The sequence below is a fragment of the Polynucleobacter sp. AP-Sving-400A-A2 genome (genome assembly GCF_018688155.1).
GTDB lineage: Bacteria > Pseudomonadota > Gammaproteobacteria > Burkholderiales > Burkholderiaceae > Polynucleobacter.
On record NZ_CP061312.1, the window covers coordinates 1,278,848 to 1,302,548 of the forward strand.

General features: G+C 44.7%; 24 protein-coding genes. 9 read left to right on the forward strand and 15 right to left on the reverse strand.

The window, feature by feature from the left end:
• Positions 1–86: 86 nt before the first annotated feature.
• The 4 genes from C2758_RS06785 to C2758_RS06800 are packed head-to-tail and all read left to right on the forward strand — an operon-like array spanning position 87 to position 2,852.
• Positions 87–1,289 (forward strand): Coenzyme F420 hydrogenase/dehydrogenase, beta subunit C-terminal domain, encoded by a 1,203-nt coding sequence (locus C2758_RS06785; protein ID WP_215327513.1) that lies wholly within the window; start codon positions 87–89, stop codon positions 1,287–1,289.
• 21 nt (positions 1,290–1,310) lie between these two features.
• Entirely contained in the window at positions 1,311–1,892 is a 582-nt protein-coding gene (locus C2758_RS06790; protein WP_215327514.1) for an NnrU family protein, read from the forward strand.
• A 13-nt stretch (positions 1,893–1,905) separates the two neighbouring features.
• Positions 1,906–2,259, forward strand: a complete 354-nt coding sequence (locus tag C2758_RS06795) for a hypothetical protein (protein ID WP_215327515.1) — start codon at positions 1,906–1,908, stop codon at positions 2,257–2,259.
• Positions 2,260–2,288: 29 nt separating this feature from the next.
• Entirely contained in the window at positions 2,289–2,852 is a 564-nt protein-coding gene (locus tag C2758_RS06800; RefSeq protein WP_215327516.1) for a lipocalin family protein, read from the forward strand.
• 176 nt (positions 2,853–3,028) lie between these two features.
• On the opposite strand, the gene C2758_RS06805 is transcribed toward C2758_RS06800, so the two are convergent.
• Genes C2758_RS06805 through bchF form a run of 11 tightly spaced genes read right to left on the reverse strand, consistent with a single transcriptional unit; the run spans position 3,029 to position 13,256 of the window.
• Positions 3,029–4,234 carry a geranylgeranyl diphosphate reductase gene (locus C2758_RS06805; protein WP_215327517.1) on the reverse strand — a complete coding sequence of 402 codons (1,206 nt, stop codon included), beginning with the start codon at positions 4,232–4,234 and terminating at the stop codon, positions 3,029–3,031.
• A 43-nt stretch (positions 4,235–4,277) separates the two neighbouring features.
• A complete protein-coding gene (locus C2758_RS06810) occupies positions 4,278–5,633 on the reverse strand; it encodes a BCD family MFS transporter (protein ID WP_215327518.1) in 1,356 nt (451 codons plus the stop codon).
• Between the two features lie 11 nt (positions 5,634–5,644).
• Entirely contained in the window at positions 5,645–6,532 is an 888-nt protein-coding gene (gene chlG, locus C2758_RS06815; RefSeq protein ID WP_215327519.1) for a chlorophyll synthase ChlG, read from the reverse strand.
• 11 nt (positions 6,533–6,543) lie between these two features.
• A complete protein-coding gene (gene puhE / locus C2758_RS06820) occupies positions 6,544–7,341 on the reverse strand; it encodes a putative photosynthetic complex assembly protein PuhE (RefSeq protein WP_371817688.1) in 798 nt (265 codons plus the stop codon).
• On the reverse strand, positions 7,301–8,395 hold the full coding sequence (gene acsF, locus C2758_RS06825) for a magnesium-protoporphyrin IX monomethyl ester (oxidative) cyclase (RefSeq protein ID WP_251369158.1): 1,095 nt from the start codon (positions 8,393–8,395) through the stop codon (positions 7,301–7,303). The genes puhE and acsF overlap by 41 nt, the downstream gene beginning before the upstream one ends.
• Before the next feature lie 20 nt (positions 8,396–8,415).
• Positions 8,416–8,880 carry a photosynthetic complex assembly protein PuhC gene (puhC, locus tag C2758_RS06830; protein WP_215327521.1) on the reverse strand — a complete coding sequence of 155 codons (465 nt, stop codon included), beginning with the start codon at positions 8,878–8,880 and terminating at the stop codon, positions 8,416–8,418.
• Positions 8,877–9,536, reverse strand: coding sequence for a photosynthetic complex putative assembly protein PuhB (gene puhB / locus C2758_RS06835; RefSeq protein WP_215327522.1), 660 nt, complete (start codon positions 9,534–9,536; stop codon positions 8,877–8,879). The genes puhC and puhB overlap by 4 nt, the downstream gene beginning before the upstream one ends.
• 23 nt (positions 9,537–9,559) lie before the next feature.
• A complete protein-coding gene (gene puhA, locus C2758_RS06840; protein ID WP_215327523.1) occupies positions 9,560–10,330 on the reverse strand; it encodes a photosynthetic reaction center subunit H in 771 nt (256 codons plus the stop codon).
• Positions 10,331–10,383: 53 nt separating this feature from the next.
• The gene (locus C2758_RS06845) at positions 10,384–11,832 is read right to left on the reverse strand and encodes a BCD family MFS transporter (protein ID WP_305849017.1); all 1,449 of its coding nucleotides are present in this window, start codon (positions 11,830–11,832) and stop codon (positions 10,384–10,386) included.
• A gap of 2 nt (positions 11,833–11,834) precedes the next feature.
• Complete coding sequence (bchM, locus tag C2758_RS06850) at positions 11,835–12,560, reverse strand: magnesium protoporphyrin IX methyltransferase (protein WP_215327524.1); 726 nt, start codon at positions 12,558–12,560, stop codon at positions 11,835–11,837.
• Positions 12,561–12,581: 21 nt separating this feature from the next.
• Positions 12,582–13,256 carry a 2-vinyl bacteriochlorophyllide hydratase gene (bchF, locus tag C2758_RS06860; protein WP_251369159.1) on the reverse strand — a complete coding sequence of 225 codons (675 nt, stop codon included), beginning with the start codon at positions 13,254–13,256 and terminating at the stop codon, positions 12,582–12,584.
• Positions 13,257–13,543: 287 nt separating this feature from the next.
• Here bchF and C2758_RS06865 point away from each other — a divergent pair, with 287 nt between their 5' ends.
• The 5 genes from C2758_RS06865 to C2758_RS06885 all read left to right on the forward strand — a co-directional run bounded on the left by C2758_RS06865 (position 13,544) and on the right by C2758_RS06885 (position 18,924).
• Positions 13,544–14,380: a B12-binding domain-containing protein gene (locus C2758_RS06865; protein ID WP_215327525.1), complete on the forward strand. Its 837-nt coding sequence runs from the start codon at positions 13,544–13,546 to the stop codon at positions 14,378–14,380.
• Between the two features lies 1 nt (position 14,381).
• Positions 14,382–15,797: a transcriptional regulator PpsR gene (ppsR, locus tag C2758_RS06870; RefSeq protein ID WP_215327526.1), complete on the forward strand. Its 1,416-nt coding sequence runs from the start codon at positions 14,382–14,384 to the stop codon at positions 15,795–15,797.
• A gap of 10 nt (positions 15,798–15,807) precedes the next feature.
• Entirely contained in the window at positions 15,808–16,494 is a 687-nt protein-coding gene (locus tag C2758_RS06875; RefSeq protein WP_215327527.1) for a spheroidene monooxygenase, read from the forward strand.
• Positions 16,487–18,052: a 1-hydroxycarotenoid 3,4-desaturase CrtD gene (gene crtD / locus C2758_RS06880; protein WP_251369160.1), complete on the forward strand. Its 1,566-nt coding sequence runs from the start codon at positions 16,487–16,489 to the stop codon at positions 18,050–18,052. Before C2758_RS06875 ends, crtD begins: the two co-directional genes overlap by 8 nt.
• 158 nt (positions 18,053–18,210) lie before the next feature.
• Positions 18,211–18,924, forward strand: a complete 714-nt coding sequence (locus tag C2758_RS06885; protein WP_251369161.1) for a carotenoid 1,2-hydratase — start codon at positions 18,211–18,213, stop codon at positions 18,922–18,924.
• 13 nt (positions 18,925–18,937) lie between these two features.
• On the opposite strand, the gene C2758_RS06890 is transcribed toward C2758_RS06885, so the two are convergent.
• The 4 genes from C2758_RS06890 to pufM form a co-directional block, all read right to left on the reverse strand.
• Positions 18,938–19,972, reverse strand: a complete 1,035-nt coding sequence (locus C2758_RS06890) for a phytoene/squalene synthase family protein (RefSeq protein ID WP_215327529.1) — start codon at positions 19,970–19,972, stop codon at positions 18,938–18,940.
• Between the two features lie 44 nt (positions 19,973–20,016).
• Positions 20,017–21,534 carry a phytoene desaturase gene (locus C2758_RS06895; protein ID WP_215330171.1) on the reverse strand — a complete coding sequence of 506 codons (1,518 nt, stop codon included), beginning with the start codon at positions 21,532–21,534 and terminating at the stop codon, positions 20,017–20,019.
• Positions 21,535–21,611: 77 nt separating this feature from the next.
• Positions 21,612–22,679 carry a photosynthetic reaction center cytochrome PufC gene (gene pufC / locus C2758_RS06900; protein WP_215327530.1) on the reverse strand — a complete coding sequence of 356 codons (1,068 nt, stop codon included), beginning with the start codon at positions 22,677–22,679 and terminating at the stop codon, positions 21,612–21,614.
• Positions 22,676–23,695, reverse strand: a complete 1,020-nt coding sequence (gene pufM, locus C2758_RS06905) for a photosynthetic reaction center subunit M (protein WP_251369162.1) — start codon at positions 23,693–23,695, stop codon at positions 22,676–22,678. The genes pufC and pufM overlap by 4 nt, the downstream gene beginning before the upstream one ends.
• Between the last annotated feature and the right edge of the window lie 6 nt (positions 23,696–23,701).

Here is a 23,701-nt window from a genome sequence, read left to right on the forward strand (position 1 = left end):
GAATATTCAGGTCATAATAAATGGATTGAGAAGCTTTAGCTATATAGCTTTGCCCCACCCGAAAATCCGAAAAATGAAAGGCTAGCGTGACACTGGATACAGCACCATATCGAAGCTTGTGTACTGACTGCGGGATCTCTCGTACCAGTAATCCAAAACGCTGTGGTGACGCTTGCCAGTTCATCAAGCCGAAATATCCCGAACTAGAAACACAGGTACACGGTAGACCCAGAGATGTGAATCGACCAGATGAACTTCATTTTGGTCCATTCACCAAAATGCTGCGTGCAGGACTTAAAAATCCGAGTACGGGCGCTCAGTGGACAGGCATTACCACTCGCATTGGTGAACGCTTACTGGAGACTGGCGCAGTTGATGCCATTCTGACCATGACTGAGGATCCTAACGATCGCTGGAAGCCATTACCCATCATTATTGATAAAGCATCTGATATGGCTAAATGTCGTGGCATGAGAATGGGATACGCACCGCTACTCTCTCTGTTGGAGCCAGCCATTGCCAAGGGTTACAAGAAAATGGCAGTCATCGGCATCCCTTGTCAGGTTTACGCCTTAAGAGCGCTTGAAAAAGAATTGGGGCTTGAAAAACTCTACGTCATTGGGACGCCCTGCTCAGATAACACGACGACAGAAAACTTTCATCACTTTCTATCGCTCATTAGTTCGGAGCCCGAAGAGATTAACTATCTTGAATTTAGGGCCGACTATCATGTTGAGGTTCGTTTTAAAAATGGCAAGAAGAAAGAAATACCATTTCTTCAATTACCGCTGTCCACTTTACCAAATGACTTCTTTCCTTTAACCTGCCGCACTTGTGTTGATTACACTAACGTTCTATCAGATATTACGGTTGGCTATATGGGTGGGCAGGGAGAGCAATGGCTCATCGTGCGTAATCACCGTGGTGAAGAACTACTTAATTTACTTGGGGATGAAGTCACAACATCTGCTCCGGGTACTGCAGGTAAACGTCACTCTGCCGTTGTAGGTTTTATGAAGAATGTCGAACGCGCTGCAGGCGGACTCCCTTTAAGAAAAATGCCGAATTGGTTAAGACCAATTGTGGGATGGTTGATGCCAAAGATTGGTCCCCGTGGCTTGGAGTTTGCTCGAACCCGGGTAGAAATGAAAGCAATTGAAACAGTACTCCATCTCAGAAGAGAGGAGCCCGCAAAAATGGCTTCGATGATTCCGAATCATATCTGGCCACTAGTTGAGCCCTATGGTATCAAGCCGACTAAATCTGAAACTCATAAAACCCTAGAATAAGTATTCTTACTGGAGCATTACATGTCTTTACTCATCATTGGTCTTATTATTTTTCTTGGTAGTCATTCTTGTCGCATCTTTGCTGAACCGTGGCGTAATCACATGATTGATCGCTTAGGTGAGGTGAAATGGAAGGGTCTGTACACCATCATCTCCTTGATTGGATTGGTATTGATCGTCATTGGCTACGGACAAGCGAGACAAACACCCGTCGTTCTGTGGCAACCTGCTACTTACCTTACCCATATTGCCATCCTATTAAATCTGGTTGCCTTTATTTTCCTGGCGGGTAGTTCACCAAACAATAATGCTATCCGGCTAAAGCTAAAGCATCCAATGATTTTGGGTGTCAAAGTATGGGCGCTTGCACACCTGTTAGCAAACGGCACCCTAGTAGACCTGATTTTATTTGGATCCTTTTTACTGTGGGCAGTGTTGGATTTCCGTTCAGCTAGAAAGCGCCCTATTCACATGCCAGAAAAGGCGGTGATAAGTACTAAAGCAACCATTACTGTTGTTGTCACAGGAATTGTGATTTGGGCTGCGTTTATTTTTGGACTACATCAATATCTCATTGGAGTTTCGCCGCTGGGATCCAGATAAGACTAAGATCCGTATGCACTTCAAGCATCTTTTTTCATGCCTAATCCCCCTGTTATTGTGGGGGTGTGATGCTGGTGGTCCAAGCTTCGAGGCCATCAATAGTCAGAATAAGGTGATCCAATGTAATCTGAATGGTAGCCCGCTAAAGCTTGAAATCACTAAAGGCTCTTTGGATGCGAATTTGTTTTTAGCTGACAAAGAAATCAAAGTGAACTTGCTTGAAGTGAAAGATTTTTATCAAGTATTGATGCGCTATGATCCCAATATTGGCCAACTCAAAATTAATAAGGCGGGCACAGAGTTGATTCAATTACGTGAGGCGCAAGAGCGGATTGAATCCTGCTCAATGGAACTGAAATCCTCATAACCTTCACCATCCTTTCCTCGAGAAACATTATGAAAAAAATCTACTCTCTCATCGCCCTGCTAGCATTTGGTCTAACTCACAATCTTGCAATTGCGCAAGGTGATCAAAAGCAAGTTGCGCCTATTAAAACTATTTCATCACTCGATGTACCTCGCTACCAAGGTACATGGTATGAGATCGCCAAATTTCCAAATTGGTTTCAAAGAAAATGTATAGCCGATACCAATGCCACCTATAAGATCAAGGATGATGGCAATGTCAGCGTCACTAATCGCTGCACCTTTGAAAATGGTGAAAAAGGCGAGGCCATGGGTACTGCAAGGCAAATTGGCAACTCCACCTCCCCCACCCTGGAGGTTCGCTTTGCTCCAGCTTGGCTCGGATTTTTGCCAATGGTCTGGGGAGATTATTGGGTAATCGATATCGACCCCGAATATCAGTTAGCAGCCGTGAGTGACCCCAGAAGGCAATACCTTTGGATTCTCTCCCGCACCAAGACGGTTGAACCCAAAAAGTATCAGGCGCTGCTAAACCGCCTAGTAAATGACAACGGCTTCAGTCTCGAACAACTGAGCCTGACACCGCAAAATTAAACTGAAAACAAGAATTTGATAAAGGTAATTCCGATAATCAATCCTGAAAATGCGATGATCCCAATCACATAGATTTTGCCGGTTTTATTTCGTAAGTTTGTTGCACTGTTATCTCTCATTTCTATTTCCTTTCAGTAATTAGAACTAATTTACAACTACTGCTGAATAATGACACCTTAAACTTTCGCAAAACCTAATAAATGCGCAGTATCTTTAAAGAAAATCTTGATGTGCGCCATAGGGTCACGGCGTACAAGTTTTTTATTCATATATGATTCAAAGGTTAGGCGCTGTACATCTTTATCTTCACACATTTTGACAAAGCGCTCGCGACGTTTATCGCTGTTGTACCAAAAACGCTGCATGATTCCGAGAACTAAGAACACGGTACCGTGTTCTTTCATAAATTTTTTACGGGCATTTGCTAAAACCTTGCCATTGCCAGTAACGAGTAGTTCTTCTACTGCTTCTGCAGCAACACGGCCACCATACATACCGTAGTAAATCCCTTCCCCAGAGGCTGGAGCAACTACTCCAGCAGCATCGCCAGCCAACACTACATCTCTACCGTTATCCCACTTCTTTAATGGTTTCATTGGAAGAGGTGCACCTTCGTGTCGTAACATTTCAGCGCCCTCAAGACCGGCTTGTTTCTTTAGTGCGCCAACTGCACTGCGCAAAGAGAAACCTTTATCAGCCGTACCTGTACCAATGCTCATGGTATTACCGTGAGGGAATATCCAGCCATAAAAATCAGGGGATAAAGCGCCTTGATAAAACACATCGCAACGGCTGCCATCAAAGTCTGCTGGCGGATTTTCAGGGACCTTGACGATCTCGTGATAAGCGAAAACATATTCCACATCCTTCGCACCTGGAATAGCTTGGCGTCCGACTCCTGATTTAGCGCCATCTGCACCAATCACTGCTCTAGCACGTACAGACATCATATGATCAGGCAATCCCTGCTTAGCACCGCGAACGACATAATGCACCACTGAGCAACCATCTTCATCTCTGCTGAGTTTTTCAAAAATACCGGTTCTTCTTTCGGCGCCATCGTTGGCAGCACGGACGCGCAAAAATTCGTCAAACTTATCGCGATCGACCATCCCCACAAAGCCGCCCTCAATATGCATATCTACCGTCTTATCTGATGGAGCAATCATTCTGGCGCAATTGGCCTTAGCTACTAAAAGCTCATCGGGGATTTCAAAATCCTTAATCAAGCGTGGAGGGATAGCACCACCGCAAGGCTTAATTCGGCCCATGCGATCCAATAAGAGTACTTTTCGACCTTTCTTAGCAAGGTCACTTGCAGCAGTAGCTCCAGTAGGACCACCACCAACAACTACGACATCAAAAGTTTCTAAAGTACTCATTCTGGTCTCCATATATTGAGTGCATTAATTCTTCATTGATAACTTAAACGCCAACCAATTGCTTTGATAACTCGTTTGTTTGTTTTTGCGCACGCGTCTGAAATGACAAGTAAGCAGCCACCACAAATAAAACACCTTCTAAGAAAAAGACAAAAGCATATGCCGAAGCGGGATCGCCTAAAACAATCCTTGCGATATCGCTCAAGCCAGTTCCAATAATTCCACCTAAACCAAAGGCCATCGCTTGCGATGCCCCCCAAATACCCATGCGAACACCCTCACGCCGAGCGCTGCCCATACTGGCAAATTGCATCATCGATCCAATTGCGGCGATAGAAAATGCGCCATTAAAGATCCCCAATAAGAAAACAGCCGCCTGAAAGAACATGACATTTTCAATGGGGCCTGATAAGACAAGGCCCAACATCGCCAAGGCTGAAGCAAGACAGCCGCCAATAGTCCAAGTACTCAATGACGTTAAAGTCTGAGATTTAGCTTTGCTCGTAATGAAGGCTAAAAAGAGCATCCCAAGGAGGACGCCACCATTTTGCAAGCCAGACAATGTTGTTGTCTCTGCGGGTGAGAACCCAAAGGCAACTGCAGCAAAAGGTTCCAAGATTAAATCTTGAGAGCTATACGCCAGCATTGACACAAAGACAAACCAAGTAAACGAACGTACCCTGCTCTCTTGCCAGACCTCAGCAAAGGCTTCCCGAAAGCTAACATTCATGGGGCTAGATGCTGACTCAGCCTCATCTGCACTAGAAGAAGACTGTTGCGTTTTTACAAGTGGGGACTCCATTCCCCAAATGGCTAAGAATGTCACCACCACTGCAATCACAGAAACGGTGGTGGAAACCATTAACAAACGCTCAAATGAAAATGGCGTCAGAAACTTTCCGCTGACACTAGCCGTAAAAGCAAAACCAAAAATCATCATTAACCAAACGCAGGTAGCAGCGGCAGCCTTCTTTTTCGGCTCTACACGTTTTGCCAGAAGAACCAACAATGCGGTGCCGCTTGAACTAACGCCAACACCGATCATTAAAAAGGCAACCGTGGCCAGCGCAATGCCCCATCCTACTGAGCTACTTAATAGAATCGTTGAGGCAGCAGCAAGTACCCCACCGCTCGCTAATACTAATATTCCGCCACGAATCCAAGGAGTAGCTCTACGCGTTTGGTCAGAGCCAAAACCCATCCGGGGCCGTATTAACTGAATAAAATAATGAATCGCCACCAATGCACCAGGCAGGATTGCTGGCAGAGCTAGTTCAACTACCATTACACGATTTAGTAGCGAGGTAGTTAACACCACAATGGATCCCAAAGACGCTTGCACTAAACCTAATCGAGCGATTTGAGGCCAAGTGAGATAGGTGGGTTGAGAAGTGTTCATGGTGGAATGAATTAATTGACCGAGAAACGTCCTGCCACTGCAAACGCACTCACCATCATTCCTGCAACAAACAATGGCACACCAAAACCACTCAGAAATAATGCGCGCTTAACTGGATCTAGCAAGAAATTACGCATCATCACTATTTGCCCCGCTATCAACAGCACAATCACGCCAGCCTGCCAGTAAGCACCCCAGATCAATAGAAGGCCAAAGACGCCAAATTGGGGAGCCAACATCATCAAACACGCATTTTCAGCGGCACCTGCAACACCGAGCTGGACGGGTAAAGAAAGTACCCCCATTTGACGATCGCCTTCAATCGCCTTGAAGTCATTCAAGGTCATGATGCCGTGCGCGCCGATGCTATATAAAATAGCCAGCAGAATGGATGGCGTAGAGGGGAATAAGTCTCCCATCATCACCGCTGAGCCTGTAAACCAAGCCAAGCCCTCGTAGGAAATTCCACAAGCCGCATTACCTAACCAACCGTTTTGCTTAAAGCGTAATGGCGGCATGCTGTAGAACCAGGCCAGCAAAAGACCGAGTAGTGTTGCCACAAATGCCCAGGGACTAATGAACCAACCCAACAAGAGTGAGAGACCAGTCCAAATAATGGCAACGTATAAACCCCAAGCCCCCGGCATCCGACCAGAGGGAATAGGACGCTGCGGTTCGTTAATTGCATCCACTTCACGGTCAAACCAATCGTTTACTGCCTGACTAGCAGCGCAGACCATCGGACCAGCGAGAATGACTCCAGCAACTAATAAGTGCCAACGTCCCTCAAAGGAAACGCCAGTTGCAATCACTCCACAGGCAAACGCCCACATGGGTGGAAACCAAGTAATGGGTTTTAACAACTCTAAAATTGCGGATGGCGCAGGAAAGCGGCGCATGGTGGACGTATTTATGATCGCATCCCCCATTTCCATAAGCCTTCACTAGAAAAAGGAACCACCATCAAAATGTGCTCTAAGACTGCCAAGGACAAAATAGCGCCAGTCAATGACATTGAGGCAACCACGAAATCACTTGCATTAGGATCAAGCGCAGCTTGCCATAATGGAATTGCAAAGAGAGCACCACCAATCACAGATATTGGAAGCAATGGATTCATGGGTTTGCAGGTGAAATACGTAAAGATGTATTTAAGATGATTAGGCAGGAATCGTTCATTAAGATTCAAAACACCCAAGAAGATATTTAACTTTGCACTCTGCCTCATTAGCCAGAGAATCATAAAAGTCCAAAAACCAGTCTGGTTAGAGCCACCCCAAGTCATTACAGTCACAGCAAGTGCCAGAATTACCAAGGCAATCTCATGATGCTGGATCGTCTTAAATGCAAGATAGGCCTTTTGCCAGCCCCGACAATTTTCTGGGCAAGGATCTCGACGAGGACCGGTAACGTAACCAAATAAGAAGCCGATTTCTTGCCAACCCCAAACCAAAATGGCACAGGTAAAGCCGCAATAAGCACCGGCTACAGTACTTAAATTGGCACTAGTTTTTAGTCCAACTAAAGCCAAAGCCAAAATCATACCGCTTACCCAAAAAGCATTTTTATAGGTCGAAGGATGACGTTGGTTTAGCAAGAGAATAATTCCCGTGCTAAACCACCATATAAAAATGGAGTAGAGGATGGGCCAGACAATGCTCATCAAATTACCAAGAAGGAACCATACGAACATCAGCCGGCAAGGCATTGTCTTGAACTGGCATGAAGTACAACTTCAAAAATATAATGCCAGCACGCGCGCCTAAAACGGCAGTCTTCAACTTATTGATTAAACCACCCTCTTTTTTGCACACATCCATCTTCTCAAACACCATTCTCATCTCTTCAAGATACTGATAGAAACGGGGGTCATCTAAATTCACGGAAATTGGGAAGACTTGCTTAATAATTTCGTTGGTGATGAAAAGTACCTTTTTATCGTAATCTGTTGGGGAGATCTTCATCGCCTTATAGAGTTCAATACGAGTATGGTCACGTACATACATCGTGGCATACACCGCAAGGATGAAGAAACGAATCCATAGCTTATTTACGCCTTGGAGTAACTTCGGATTGGCACGCATGATTAATGCAAAAGATTCACCATGGCGGAATTCATCATTACACCAGCGCTCAAACCATAAAAAGATCGGATGAAAGCGTGTTTCAGGGCGACTTTCAAGTTCGCGGAAAATAGTGATGTAGCGGGCATAACCAATCTTCTCGGAGAGATAGGTAGCGTAAAAAATAAACTTAGGCCTAAAGTAAGTATATTTCTTAGCCTTCGCTAAAAAACCTAGATCAATACCGATGTTGAAGTCCTTGAGCCATTGATTAATAAAGCCAGCGTGACGGCTTTCATCTCTAGCCATGTAACCGAACAACATGCGCATGTCAGGATTGGTGACCTTACGCTTAATCTCAGCATACAAAATGCAACCAGAAAACTCAGAAGTAATTGAGCTGATCAAGAAGTCAACAAACTCATCATATAAGGCCGGATGAAGATTAGAGTAATCCTTGTCCATATCAGCAGGGCGCTGAAAGTGATCATGATTGTTATCACCCTCATACTCTGCCATCAATGCATCCCACTCAGGGCGCAAGGAATCAATGCTGATACGATCCATCTCTTTAAAATTAGTCGTATAAAAGCGCGGGCTCAATACTGCATCTTCTAATGCCATCTTGGTGGATTGATTAACTTCACCCTTTGCAGGGATTTGACTTTGCAACATACTTTCTGCGCTATCTAAATTCATTTCTCACTCCAAAAAAATATTTATGATTTACTAACTGCTACAGCCTGTGATGCATCAAATAACTTAAAAAATGTTCCTGCATTGGTAGGTCCAAAAGACTCTAAATCAAGCATGCGCCCGGTCGCTGTATCGAATAAAGTCAAGCGGCCATCTGCTCTATAAATTAATTCAAAGGGTGGCCCACCATCCAATCCCCTGCGCTTTCTTTCTTGGGCAAGCCCACGCAGAGTACCTCTAACAAATCCCGCCTCACCTTGAACGGAATCGATCTCCTGTCCAGTTTTGTAATTAATTACTGCGATAGAACCATCTGGACGATCTTCAAAGCGCAACTGCAATACTTTGGTAGGCACTGCATCTGGCTCTCTTACCTGACTCAAGTCACGACTGTTAATAAATACCAATAGCAACAAAATGACCATCCCAGTGGCCACCAGTATCTTGGCTACAGGTGATAGAGAATCCTTGCTTTGTAGAATACTCATGCCGTCTGCACTCCAGCTTGCTCAACTTGAATTTCTTGAGCTGCTTTTTTGCTCAAACCAGCAGATGCAATCCAGGCTTCTGTCAGGATGGCTGCCACCTGCTTTGCCTCTGGAACACAACGCATCATTGGCTCTGGAACAGCTAAACGCCATGGACGTGCATGAGGCCACAAATGAAAGTAGGCAATCTTATCCTCAGAGGAAATTTGCATTGGAATATCACCTGTACCGTCTTTGTATAACCTGAGACCGGCACTGCCTAAAGTTTTGTACGGAAGATTAAATGTGACGGTCAAAACAATACCGACTCTCATCACGATACGGCGGTTCGTTAAGGTGTACATAGCTTCAGTTGCAGACCAATAAGCCATGAAACCAACTAATATCAGCCCAAGCACAGCTAAGGCAAAAGCAAGTGCCACGCTACTCCATCCAGCGGCTAAGCCACCCTCACTAAGGGCTACAGAAATCAATTGCCAAATCACAATTGCTGCAAAGTACAGGCCTAGCCATTGCAAACGAAATACGTGCTTTGCCATGGAGATCCAATTAGGAGCTCCCTGCCACAAGATAAATTCATCTTGTGGCAATGGTTCAGGCAACCCTAAGGCCGCCTCAAACTCATACTCTGCTGATTGATAAGGTTGTTGACTCACAAAAATACTTTCTTTAAAACGATTTAAATAAGAGGTTCTTGGCGCTCAGGGGTTGCATAAAGAGTGCCGCCACCGTAATAAGCCATGATCTTCTCTTCTTCCAACAGAGTAATTTGATCTTGACTCTTTAAACCCGGCACTAAAGCAAATTGATTGCCCAGAATCGATTTGACGTTAATGTAATCGCGATGGACTCGGGAGAAGTTCATTGGTAGCAATACTCTTCTGCCGCCAAATTCGGGCAAAGTTTCAATTTCGAAATAACGAATCATTACTTCAGCCTGATCGATCCATAACTCTTTCACGGTGCCAGCAACAACACCATCATCGCCTCTGACTTCCATGCCAACTGGATTTCGATCTTGCTTGGCAACGCTAAATTGACCGAGTAAACGCCCTGGCAGAATCCGCTTTTGACCTTCCGATGTCATGTCAGGAATGTCTGCGCGCATCGTAAATGCCCCTGGTCCAACCCCATCTAACATTGGGTTTCCAGTTGGAACCAAAGGAGCGCCATTTAAGTAGCTTGAAGGTCGAGCAGCCACTTTCTCAAGGGGCTCATCTTTGGGCACAGTTACATCACCAAAATATTCTGTATGAAAAGTCTTCGGCGCTGGCATACCAGCAATACCTTCAGCTCGTCGCGTTTCACCCCGAATATCGTACTCAAGCGGAAAACCTTCGCGCTTACTTTCAATAGTCAGGTAATACACAAGACCTGCAAAAAATACCCAAAATGCATATAGAACCAATTGCGCAACATCTATATATTCTGTAATTGCTCCGGTTGCCATCTTGCTCTCCCTTTTAACAATAATGCTTATCGTGAAAAATACTTTACTGCTAGTTAACTTGGTAATTCATCTAAACCAAACTTCCGAGAAGCCTTCATCATGGGCTGCTTATTCATGACAACTAAAGGCCCAATTGCGATCAAGGTAATAAACAGCAAATAAAATTCAATGTGATATACAAAGCTGTAGCCTGTAGCAGCAGAAAGAAGGCCATCGCCCAAAAAACCACTAGTCGCTAAACTAGAAATCACATCTCGAATCACCCCGCCAGCGGCAATTGCAATACCAGATGCAGTAGCATGTACCGCGCCCCAAGCTCCGAGCACTAAACCATTCATGCCGCCGGATTCAAAACTCATTGCGGCAGTTAAGGTGCTCACAGAAAATAAACCGCCGCCGAAGCCAATTAAAAATGCACCACAACGAAATAGCGTCGGAGAAAGCAGTGGTTCAGAAAAAATGACGCAACTAAATGCCAGAATCCCAAACAAGGCACCAATAGCGGCAAGGCGGTATGGATCAATAGAGCGATTTAAATAACGCGCTGCTAAACCAAAAGCCATTAAAGCACCCAAGGAAGTTAAGCTCGTTAGCACTGTTGTAGCGCTGACTGATAAGCCCAATACTTCGGCACCGTAAGGCTCCAAAATAATATCTTGCATACTAAAGGCTGCAGTACCTAAGCCCAGGGCCACTAAGAAACGGATCACTTTGCCTTGTTTTGTAAAAGTCGCCCAAGTTTCCTTAAAGCTGGGAGTTGGAATTGAGTACGCCGTTAAATGCGGTTGACGCGGCTCTTGTTTCCAAACTGCAATCACATTGAGAATTAAGGTAGTTGCCGCAACACCTTGTACTACCCGAATGAGCAGAAGCGGTGTGATGTCGATCAGCAAATAACCAAAGATGGCGCTACTTACTGCCATGCCAACCAGCAGCATCATATACATGAGTGCAACTACCCTAGGTCTGGCTTCAGGTTGAGCGAGATCAGATGCTAGTGCGAGGCCAGCAGTTTGCGTAGTCTGCATACCGGCGCCCACCAATAAAAAAGCGAGTCCCGTTGCGCCTTGTGCAAACCAAGCCGGCCAGGTGGTGTCACCAGACAACAGAATTAATGCAAAAGGCATGATGGCAAAACCACCGAATTGCAGCCAAGCACCAATCCAGATATAGGGCACTCTGCGCCAGCCAAGAAAAGACTTGTGACTATCACTCTTAAAGCCAACCAACGCCCTGAATGGAGCAAACAGAAGTGGCAAGGCAACCATAATAGAAACTAAGGCGGCGCTTACTTGCAACTCAACAATCATCACGCGATTGAGGGTACCAATCAGCATCACCATTGCCATACCAACTGAGACTTGAAATAGCGATAGTCTTAAGAGGCGACTGAGTGGCAACTCTTTGGTGGCAACATCAGCAAAAGGCAAGAATCTTGGACTCACTCGCTTCCAATTTTCAAATAGCTCTTTGCCGCGCCAGGTCAGAGTAAACATTTTCATTACTATCGCGCTATATTTTGATTGGCCTGCTTCTTACTGAGACGCATAGCCTGTGAAAAATAAAAAGCACGCTGTACTTTTTGGGTGCTCACTGGCGCCCAATCAGTAAGACCATCATGCTGACTAAAAGTTCTAGTGAGAGATTCCATCGAAATCGGTTGGATAAATGGCGATCGATCACTACGCGGAAATAAGCTGCCAATAGTAAGCAATGTACTTAGTGCGGCATTATTAGGAGCAAAAGTAAAAGCGATATTGGCTCGCGTACGATCGGCCAGCTTAGCCATAGCATCAGCAATATCCAAATGGTGATAGTGAATCATGGAGTCCATACAAACGACATGATCAAATTCACCTAAGGCAGGATCGAGCATATCGCCTGAACGAAACTCAATAGAGCCTGCTCCAAAATCATTGCCAATTCTCTCGCGAGCCAAATCAACTAGAGTGGGTGATAAGTCAATCGCAAGGACATGTGCTCCGCGCTTAGCTAAATCGGCCGCCAACACGCCAGTTCCACAGCCAGCATCCAATACTCGATGACCAGTCAAATCATTAGGTAAATAACTGAGTAATAGGTGACGCATCTCTTCGCGACCCGCTCTGACCTTGGCACGAATGCCGCTCACCTTCGCAGTCGAAGTTAACTTCGCCCAAGCATCAACTGCCGTTCGATCAAAGTATTCCTCTAGTTGGCTACGTTTTTGAGTGTAGGAGTTTTTTTGCATTAGTTCTTAGAGTCTTTTAGATTATTTCAACCAAGGGGAATATATATAAGCAAGGAGATGCGCAATGATTGCTATAAATCCAAAAAATTGTGTCCCTTGAACTAGATTGCGATGTAACTCTTCAGCTTCATCCACACTTAAGCCGGTTAAGGTGGCTTGAGAGCTATTAATACCTGCTGCTTGAGCAGCTTCAAGACGAATAGCCTCAGCGCCAAGCTGAGACTCGCGCTGTTTCTTTTCTTGATCTAGACGCGCCATCCGCAACTTCCAAATAAATTGGCCTGCATTCACTACGTAAGTTGCATAGGCAGCTAATGCCAAAATCATTAATTGATATTGGTCTAAGTAGCCTGTTGCTAAAGCTACTAGATATAAAGTATGCAAAAGCAATACCAACATACTGAAGACATCTTCCCAGAAGAATGCCGGTGCAAATAAATAGCAATTGAAAACGACTTTTTCCCAAATGCATCCAGTAATCATGATCGTGTAGAGCGTTAAGGTTTTCACCACCACCGAGATATTGGCTGCGGACTCCCCTTCTCCTGTCCACAAAAAACGCAGCACTAAATACAAGCTCACCAAAAAAACCAAAAATTGAACAGGCGCTAAGATTCCCTGAACCAGGGTCCATTTAGTCGCGTCTCTTTTTACCCTTTCTTCTGGGGTGTAGAGTGGCTTATATGTTTTTTCCATGCACAGTCTGCTGTATTTTCCAAAACAACTTTTAGACAATCGTTAACGCACTTTTTAAACCCAAAAGTGTCACAGAAAGTTTACGATATTTAGGAAAAGAAAGTCCTCGGGAATACCCTAAAGTGGTGTTTTCCCTATGGAAAGTTACTCAAAAAGGAGGCTAAATGATATCCAAGCAAATGTTCAATATTTAAGACAAATGAGAATATTTTGCACTGCAACATTTTTTGGTGAGCATTCAACACCTATTACTTTGTATTCCTAATTACATCTTTGGGAGATGGGCTTTGTCTGAATCGCTTAAAAAAACATTTCAATCTAATTTAGGCGAATTAGATAATGCGGAAATGATGCTGTGGCTCAATAAAACCATTGAGTCTGAAATCATCCCCCGCTTACTTATGGGGCATAAATTAGTTTCCGCCAATGGTTTGAATGGCGATGAAACTGAGATTGAGGTGAAGCAATCAGAAATTGTCGACTTTTGCCAAACATTAATAGATGGGCCTGTAGAGGAATGCTTCTCTTTTATAGAGCGCATGAAAAAATCGGGGCATTCTCTTATCTCCCTCTATGTAAATCTCATCCCAGCATCTACTAGGCGTTTACAGGAGCTTTGGGAGAATGATGAAAACAGCTTTACGGAGGTCACGCTGGCCCTAGGGCGTGCTCAGAATCTGATTCATCAACTTAGTCCCATCTTCGTCAATCAAAGTAATTTCAGCGAGTTCCAGGGAAATGCTCTTCTTGTTAACGTGCCAGGATCACAGCACACCCTAGGCATCTTAATGTTGGGCGAGTTTTTCAAACTAGCCGGCTGGAATACAACAGTGGAAATTGAAATTTCCAGTGAAGAGTTAAAAGATCGAATTCGCTTACAAGCCTGTGATTTAGTTGCTATTTCTGTCTCAACTGAGGCTCAGTGGGATACAATGGAATCGTTGTTGAAAGAAATAAAAATAGTCTCAAAAAATAAAGAGATACTGACGATGGTGGGTGGACCGTTATTCGACTTCAAACCAGAGCTAGTTAGCACCTGCTCTGCAGACGTTTGCGCCCTTACGGCAGAAGAAGCTATTCAGAGAGTTTCTAACCTGTTATCACAAAGAAACCGTTTGAATTAAGATGACCATCTCACCGCAACCACATAATCTTTTTCAGAACTTAAGCAGTGAAGAGCTTAGCCATTTAGCGCAAGCATCCGCTGATATCTCTTTTGTATTAGATGACTCTGGATCAATTCAAGACATCTACTCCCATAAACAAAGCTTAGCCAAGCATATTCCAGACGACCTCATTGGAAAAAAATGGTTGGAGGTAGTCGAGCCTGACAGCAGAAAAAAAGTTCAGTACTTGTTGGACGATGCCAACCAAGACAATATTTCCAAATTTAGACAAATTAATCTCTCCAGCAACGCAAAAGATACAGCGCTACCAATAATGTGCGCCTCAATCAAAGCGCTATCGAACCAAAAGATTATTGTTATTGGTAGAGATCTTGGTGAAATCTCTCAGCTACAGCAAGATTTGGTTGCAGCTCAGAAACAGATTAGTCAAAACTATCTGCAAATAAATCAGCTAGAAGAACGTTTTCGTTCTATCTTTGAAATAGGATCTGAATCCATCATCATTCTTCAAGCAGACGATGGATATCCAATTGTCGAGATGAATAGCAATGCTATTAAGCAACTGTTAGTTGCCAAAAAAGATTGTGTTGGAAGATCGTTTCTATCTCTTCTACCTGCCGATGAACTCAGTAAAGTAACTAGCTTTTTTCAAGAGATGCTCGAAATAGGCGAATCAAGAGAATTAGATACTTCTTTTGTTGGTGGCAAAAAAATCCAAATTAGCGTAAGCTCTTTTACCAATAGTGGAAAACTTCACTTACTACTGAACCTCAAGCCACTGGATCACACTCAAGCAGCCCTTATGTTGGAGTCTGACTCTTTAACCGTGAAGGCCATAGAAAACAATACTTATGGTTTTGTTGTTTGTACACCGGAAGGTCAGATTCTAAAAGCCAATAAAGCTTTTATTAAATTAAGTAACTGCAAGAGCGAGCAAGAATTAATTGGTACCTCTATACAAAATTATCTAGGCTCAGAGACAGCGGATTTTGATCGAATGATGCAATCCCTCAAGGGAAGAGCTAGCGCGCAATCCTGCATCTCCTCTATTAGCAACAATAGTAGTGGCTTTAAATTGGTCGATATTTCAGCGGTATCCGTGGCTCATCCTCGCGCCTGTATTGGGATGATCTTCCGTCAAATGGATTCGAGAGAAAATAAAGAAAAACGCATAGACAAAAAACTGGTGCGCAGCTCTGAAGAACTATCCATGCTGGTTGGAAAAGTTCCTCTGAAAGATATCCTTACCGAGACAACTGACTTGATTGAGGAGCTCTGCATTAAAGCTGCTTTAGATTTAAGTAATGACAATCGTGTTTCAGCGTCTGAAATCTTAGGCTTATCACGTCAAAGCCTATACATTAAATTACGGAAATACGGCCTAGTAGATAGCGACATTAAGGCTATTGATTAGAACGCCTGTAATGAACGGCCAAGTTGCATTAATGGTTCTGGTTGATATCCAATTATCAGCAAAAATCAGCGGTATTCTCAGACTCATGTTTGCCCGCCTAGGACTTTGGAATACTCCTGGACTGAAATTCTATAAGCATATGGGCTCAGGAAGAAACGGTGGCTTCTCGATTCATCCAAGCGGAACACATCAGGCACTATTTTGCGTTTTTCAAGACATAGCTAGCCTAGAACAGTTTTACCAATCTTCAAGATTAATTCGCTGGTACAGAGCGCATGCTCAAGATTTTTTTTCAGTCAAACTGAAGGCATATTCGATTAAAGGCCAATGGTCAGGTTTTGCTCCACACATAACAGCTGAAGCACCCTCTTCCGGCCCGATCGTATCGATTACTAGAGCATCCATTAAGCCGCTATATTGCATCCCCTTTTGGCGTAAGCAACCTGCAGCAGAAATCTCACTTGAACAATCATCTGGTTGCATTATTGCTGCTGGGGTCGGTGAAGCTCCTTTCTTTCGACAAGCGACTTTTACTATTTGGGAGTCCCAAGCAGCAATGGATCAATATGCCCGACAAGGCGCCCATCAAAATGCAATTCGCGCCTCCTTAAGTGGGCATTATTTTTCTGAGTCCATGTTTTCGCGCTTCATCCCTTTTGATGTAGATGGAAGCTGGAAAGGTCGCACCCTTGTCTAAACTGCCAGTCATTATTGTCGGTGGCGGCATTGGTGGCTTATGTTGCGCTCTCGATCTAGCCTCTTCTGGCGTTGAGGTGATGCTGATCGAAAAAGAAGATCAGCTGGGAGGTAAGATTCGGCAATTAAATTGCTCTAACGATCCCATCTCTCCGGTGCTAATAGATTCTGGCCCTACCGTCTTTACCATGCGCTGGGTTTTTGATGCGCTCTTTCAAAAAGCGGGCACCACCTTAGAGTCTGAACTAAAGATTACCAAGCTAGATGTCTTAGCCCGTCATGCCTGGAGCAAAGATGAAAGGCTAGATTTATTTGCTAATGCCGACCAATCAGCAGAAGCGATCAAGGAATTTTCTTCTGCGGCCGAAGCAGATCGCTTTCTTCAATTTTCCAGGCAATGTCGCAAACTCTATCGGGCACTTGAAAAACCTTACATGCTTTCTGAAAAGCCCAGCTTTGGGGGCATGATTACTGATCTTGGTATATCGGGATCTAAGGTCTTATACGAGATTGGCTTATTTAATACTCTATGGAAATCACTCGGTGACTACTTCCATGACCCCAGATTGCGCCAACTATTTGGAAGATACGCAACCTATTGTGGTTCATCGCCCTATCAAGCCCCCGCCACCTTAATGTTAATTGCCGATGTGGAGGCACAAGGAGTATGGGCAATTGAAGGTGGCATGTATAGCCTAGTTAGGGCCCTTGAGAAGTTAGCGCAAGATAAAGGTGTCCAATTCAAGACTGGCCAAGCTTGCGAAGAAATCTTAATAGAGCGAGGTCGTGCTAGTGGAGTGAGGTTGGCCGATGGCACAAGTATTCAAGCAAAGGCAGTCATTTTTAACGGTGATCTGGCTGCGCTTCAAGCGGGTTTACTCAATCCGTCTAGCAAACAATCGTTGAATACCAAAATGACCCCCCCTAGCGCTGCCAAAAGATCGCTTTCTGCTGTTACCTGGTCGATCAATGCGAAAACAGATGGCTTTCCTTTAGTTCGACATAATGTGTTTTTTAATCAAGACTACCGTGCTGAGTTTGATGATATTTTTCAAAAGCAACGTCTGCCAAAAAAGCCAACGGTATACGTATGTGCACAAGATCAAGGCGATACATATCAAGCCAGTTTGAAATCACAAAGACTGCTATGTCTAGTCAATGCACCAGCAAAAGGCGATCAGTCAGAATTTAGTGCGCAAGAAATCGACGCATGTGAACGCGAAACTTTTAATCTTCTACAACAGTGTGGTCTTAATATCGACTTGGATAGCGAAATATGTCAACGCACAACGCCCTCTCTTTTCAATCAACTCTTTCCAGCAACGGGGGGAGCCCTTTACGGCCAAGCCAATCATGGCTGGATGGAAACTTTTGGGCGAGCTTCAGCGCAAAGCCCGATTCCGGGCCTTTATCTAGCGGGGGGCAGCGTACATCCAGGTCCGGGAGTGCCAATGGCAGCACTATCGGGACGAATGGCGGCCGCAACCCTGATGGATCACCTCGGTTTGATCAGGCTGTCGGGCAGAACGCTTATCTCTGGTGGTACATCGATGCTCTAAGTGATGATGGTAAGCACGGCATAGTCCTGATTGCATTTGTTGGTAGCGTTTTCTCACCCTACTATGCCTGGGCAAGGAGAAATAATTCTTCAGTCAACCCCGAAAATCATTGCTCTCTGAATGTTGCCATCTATAGTCCAGGGAAAAATCGTTGGGCTATGACTGAGCGAGGAGAAAAACAAGTCTCCCGTAACTCTACCGATTTTGTCATTGGTCCGAGTAGTCTGCATTGGGATGGCAATAAGTTAACTGTTCAGATACAGGAGCGCGCAGTACCTTTTGGGCAAAAGATTGCGGGTACTGTTGAGCTCTATCCCAATACCTTATTCAACTTTAGTACACCGTTAGATGCTGCTGGTAAACATCGCTGGGGACCTCTTGCTCCTTCAGCAAGAGTTAAGGTACGACTCAATTCCCCTGACTTACAGTGGGAAGGAAATGCCTATTTAGATTCCAACGAAGGAGATGAGCCCATCAGTCAAGCTTTTCATGAATGGGATTGGTCAAGAGCAGAAATGAGTGGTGGAAGAACTTCAGTAATTTATGATGTGCGCGAAAAGAATTCTCAAGAAAATCTATTGGCACTCACTTTCAACCCCAATGGAACAATTGATCACTTTGAACCCCCTCCAAGGCAGGCTCTACCAAAAACGATGTGGGGGATTCGAGGGCATATGCGCAATCAAAGTGCTGAGACCTTAGCGGTGCAAAAGGTTTTAGAAAATACTCCCTTCTACACTCGCTCGGTTTTAAATTCTGAACTCCTGGGTGAGAAGGTGCTCTCATTTCATGAAACCTTAAGCGTACCCAAGCTGACCCTAACTTCAACTCAATTAATGCTACCTTGGAGAATGCCGCGAATTACGTGGTGACTAGCGCTAATAGCTACTGTAGGGCTCTACCATGCGTACGAGTATTGCGGCGACGCTCTTGTCTCTCCATGAGATCAACGAACCACAATAAATGATCATGCGTTGTTCCATCAAAACGCTTTTCATGCGGGACTTCAATCACCGCATTTACTAGATACTGAATGGCTTTATCGGCATCCACTTCAAGCTTCCGAGAAAATATCTTAGAGATAGCTGTAAAAGCTTCTGCTAGAAGAATCAGCTTTCTTTTGGAGGGTACATAAGCTCTGGTCGAAACGGAATCCAAATTAAGCTTTTCTACTTGTCGGCCAATCTCTGAATAAATCAGGCGAGCGGCCTGAATAGCAGGACGACAATCCCAGGGTAAGTCTGAAATTCCACTCTCCGAGCGGGAATATAGTACATCCGCATGCTTTAAAAGACGAGCGATCACACTCGCAATTTGATCATTAAACTCAGGCTTGCTTAACCAAACTTGAGGATCTAATCCAGCTTCCCTAAGCCAATCCAAAGGTAAATAGATGCGACCATTTGCAGCATCTTCACCTACATCGCGGGCAATATTAGTTAATTGCATTGCCAAGCCAAGTTCACAAGCTCTTGCTAAGGTCTCTGGATCGCGACGATCCATGATGACGCACATCATCGCTCCGACTGTGCCGGCCACTCTAGCGCAATAGTCCAATAAATCCTCTAAGGAGTTATAGGTTCTGAACTGCGTATCCCATTCATAACCCTCGATGAGGGCTAGAGGGAGACTGATAGGGAGGTCATATTCTTTAACAACAATCGACAAGGCGCGGTCAGCAGGTATGTCGTCAGGCCTTCCTTGATAGATTCGATCAAGACGCTCACGCAGTTTCGGAATCGCATCTGGTTCTGCATCCACTGCATCAGCTACATCATCAGTAATTCGACAAAATGCATAGAGGGCTGTTGCTGGGTCTCTGACTCTCTGAGGCAAAATTCTTGAGGCAGCGAAGAAGGACTTTGATCCATCTCGCATGGTTGCTACACACTCTTGGAGGTCACTGATGTTTTGATTCATGCTAGACGCTTTACTGTAAAGAATTCAATAAACTGATTTAAACTTTATGCAGCGATTTTTTTAGGTTCTGCTACTACAGACATTAATGCTTTTGCTGAAGATAAAACACCGGGGATACCCGCACCCGGGTGAGTGCCAGCACCGACCATATAAAGCCCCTGAATATCTTCACTACGGTTGTGCGGCCTAAACCAAGCGCTTTGAAGTAAGAGCGGCTCAAAACCAAAGGCAGCGCCTTTGACTGACAAGAGACGATCTTGGAAATCTTGAGGGGTCATGAGAAAGGATGTTTTGAGATGCTTTTCAAATCCAGGCAAAACGCTTTCATCTAGATACTTGGCAATCGCTTGACGATAGGGCTCAGCCTCTTTAGCCCAGTCTGTGCCGCTTTCTAAATTCGGTACTGGAGCCAATACATAAAAGGCATCGCCACCCGCAGGTGCTAAGGATGGGTCAGTAGCAGTTGGCCTATGCAAATAGAGACTAAAGTCATCTGCCAGTACATGTCTCTTAAAGATATCCGTCAATAACTCTTTATAACGCTTACCCAATAAGATCATATGGTGTGGAACGTCCGGGTATTGATTGTCCGTGCCGAAGTACCAAACAAAAAGACTCATCGAGTATTTACTCTTATCAACCTTAGCATCAGTCCATACTTTTCGATGCTCTGGTGCGATGAGTTTTTTGTAAGTCCAAGCAGCATCCGCGTTGGAGACCACAATATCTGAGGGAATAAATTCACCATTGGCAAGGGTTACGCCTTGAGTCTTACCATCGGCCACTTCAATACGCTTCACTTCAGAGTTCAGGCGGATTTCCACCCCCCTACCTGCCAACAAGCCAGCCATACCCTTAATTAAAGAGCCGGTTCCACCCATTGCAGAATGGACCCCATGGCGTCGCTCTAAAGAGTTGATGAGCGCATAGACTGCAGTGACAGAAAAAGGATTGCCACCAATCAAAAGCGGATGAAAACTCATCACTTGACGTATCTTGTCATTTTTTAAATGGCGCGCAACTAACTTGTAGATGCTCTCCCAAGCCCGCATCTTGATCATTGATGGAATTGCACGAATTAAATCGCCGATTGAATCAAACGCAGTTGAGCTGAGCTCCTGAAAACCAAGCTTGTAACATTTTTCGGCCTCAGCCAAAAATCGCTCATAACCTGGCAAGTCTTCTGGTGCAAACTTAGCAACTTCAGCACGCATTCTGGCGGGGTCACCCGTGTAATCAAAGTGTGTACCGTCATCAAAACGGATACGATAAAAAGGATCCATTGGGCGCAGATCAACATCATCTGACATCTTCTTTCCACACAATTCCCATAATTCTTCAAGTAGGAATGGGGCTGTAATGATGGTAGGCCCCGCATCAAAGGTAAATCCATCGCGATGATGTACGTATGCCCTACCACCAGGAGCATCTAGCTTTTCTATAACAATGACCTTGTAGCCCTTACAAGATAAACGAATCGCAGATGCCAATCCGCCAAATCCACTTCCAATCACAATGGCAGTGGATACTTTATCTTCCCTCAAGTCAGCTTTTTTTAACATTTCCAAGAACCAACTTTTCTACAAAAAAATAGCGTCATATTTATCCTATGACGCTATTAGTTAGGACAAACTATAGATTACTTCATTGCCACCGATTTTGCTGATGGTGGAGCATCTTTAGGCTTCTGCATTGTCTTAGCGGGGCCCGTTAAAAATGGATAGTCCGTCAACATGGATACACCATTCAGTGGCTTGTATGCACCCTGGTGGCAAGTACCACAATTCGCCTTAGCAACATCACCAGTAGGACCTAAACGATGCGGAGGAAATAATCCTTGAATAGGCTCCATATAGTTATTGTTGATATCTTGGGCCATCCGAATAGCATACCAAGCCTTGGTTCTTTGGGGAGGACTCTCTTCCCAAGAAGCGAAGTTGCGACTGTTATGACAATACGTGCAGTTGACTCCCAATGATTTAGAGAAATGCATCATCAATCCATAGGTAGATTCAGTCTCATTGATGCTGTGCTTATTACCGGTTGGCAATGCCGTATCTCCCGCCACTCTAATATTGCTATTTTTTGAGAGGTATTGATCGAAATACGCATTCGGAAGAGACGAATAGCCCGAGGCAGCAACTGGAGTATTTTGTCCGTCTTTATTACCCAAAAGTCCATTACCTGTTTGTTGCTTAGGCTCCTTAAACCAAACTTGCTCCGGAATGTTATTGCCACGATGACAGGTATAACAAGTGACACCCGTCTGAGCGACGTGGTCTTGCCATTGGGTATTCACACGTTGAGTCATCAAAATCATATTGCGCGCGACTTTCTTGGTATACAAGGAGTCATCTGCAAAGTTTGCTGCGTTATGGCAATAAGTGCAGCCCTGCTCTGGCGCAACCCAGCTAGTCATCGAAACCATGAATGCGCTAAATTGAGCAACGCTCAAATTATTCAGTACCTTCACGTTTTGATAAACAGCCCCTGCTTTTGGCCCCTCTGCTGGCGCTGGCCCATATGAAACAGGCACAGCATTTTTATCAGCTTGCTCAGCTAATATGCGCGGGTTATAAATCAAATCCATTCCCGTTCCACGGAAGCCATGCTGAACAGTTTCCATTGGAGGTCTCTCGCAGCCAGACAGGAGCAAAACACTCGCAAATAAAGCCGGCAATATTAGATATCTTCTTAATTGCTTCATGGCTTAACTCCTATTCCTATGTAAGTAGGTGCGGCAGGTGCGATAAATCCAGAAGTTGCTGGGTCCGGTAAAGGAGTACCAAAAACATAAGGATAAGAAGGCGCAACATGGTGTTTCACTGCCCATAAATACCAGTTATCCACAACAGTGCCGGTTAGCAAAATGCCGATACCGCCGACTAAAGGGGTTAACACCGCAAACCACCAAGCCCAACGGTGAATCGATTCCATAGTTGCATTGAAACCCATGGTCCATCTCCAAAACAGAGCTGCTCTCTCCGAAGCTGTACCGCGATCGACAATTTGCTCAATCTCCCGTTCACCACCAAAGCGACTGACTGCCAAAATAGTTGCGCCATGCATTGCGAAGAGGAGTACTGATCCGTATAGGAAAACAATTGACAGCATGTGGAAAGGGTTATAGAAAAGATTTCCATAACGCAATGAGAACGCAGCAGTCCAATCTAAGTGCGAGAAGATTCCAAACGGAACACCCTCACTCCAACTACCCATCATGAGAGGGCGAATAAATCCCAATACGAGATAGAGCCAAATTGCTGCCAAGAAACCCCAGGCAATGTGCGTTCCCATACCCAAAGCAATAGCTCGGCGATACGTTCTTGCCCACCACAATAAAATCGAGACAGTCAAGAAGAAGCCAGCCATCATCCACCAACCACCCTCATTAAGGGGCATGAATAAAGACAAGCCATGCTTTGGAAGTGGTGGATCTAAAGAGAGCCAGAATAATTGGCGCACGAATTCAATTGGGTTCCAATTCACAGAGGCCAACATATTCCAACCCATAATCTGAATTGCAATAATGCCAAAAAATAAAGAAGCAACGCCTAAACCACCTAAGTAAATAGGTCCAAGCTGCGCATTCCCCAAACGCCCTAGCAAATGAAACATAGTTGGCGTGCCAAAACGCTCTCGTTCATCACGAGGATCTATAGCTACCCCATGATGCGGCGGAGCAGTTACTTGAACTTGAGTAAATAGATTTTGATATTCCATAATTTA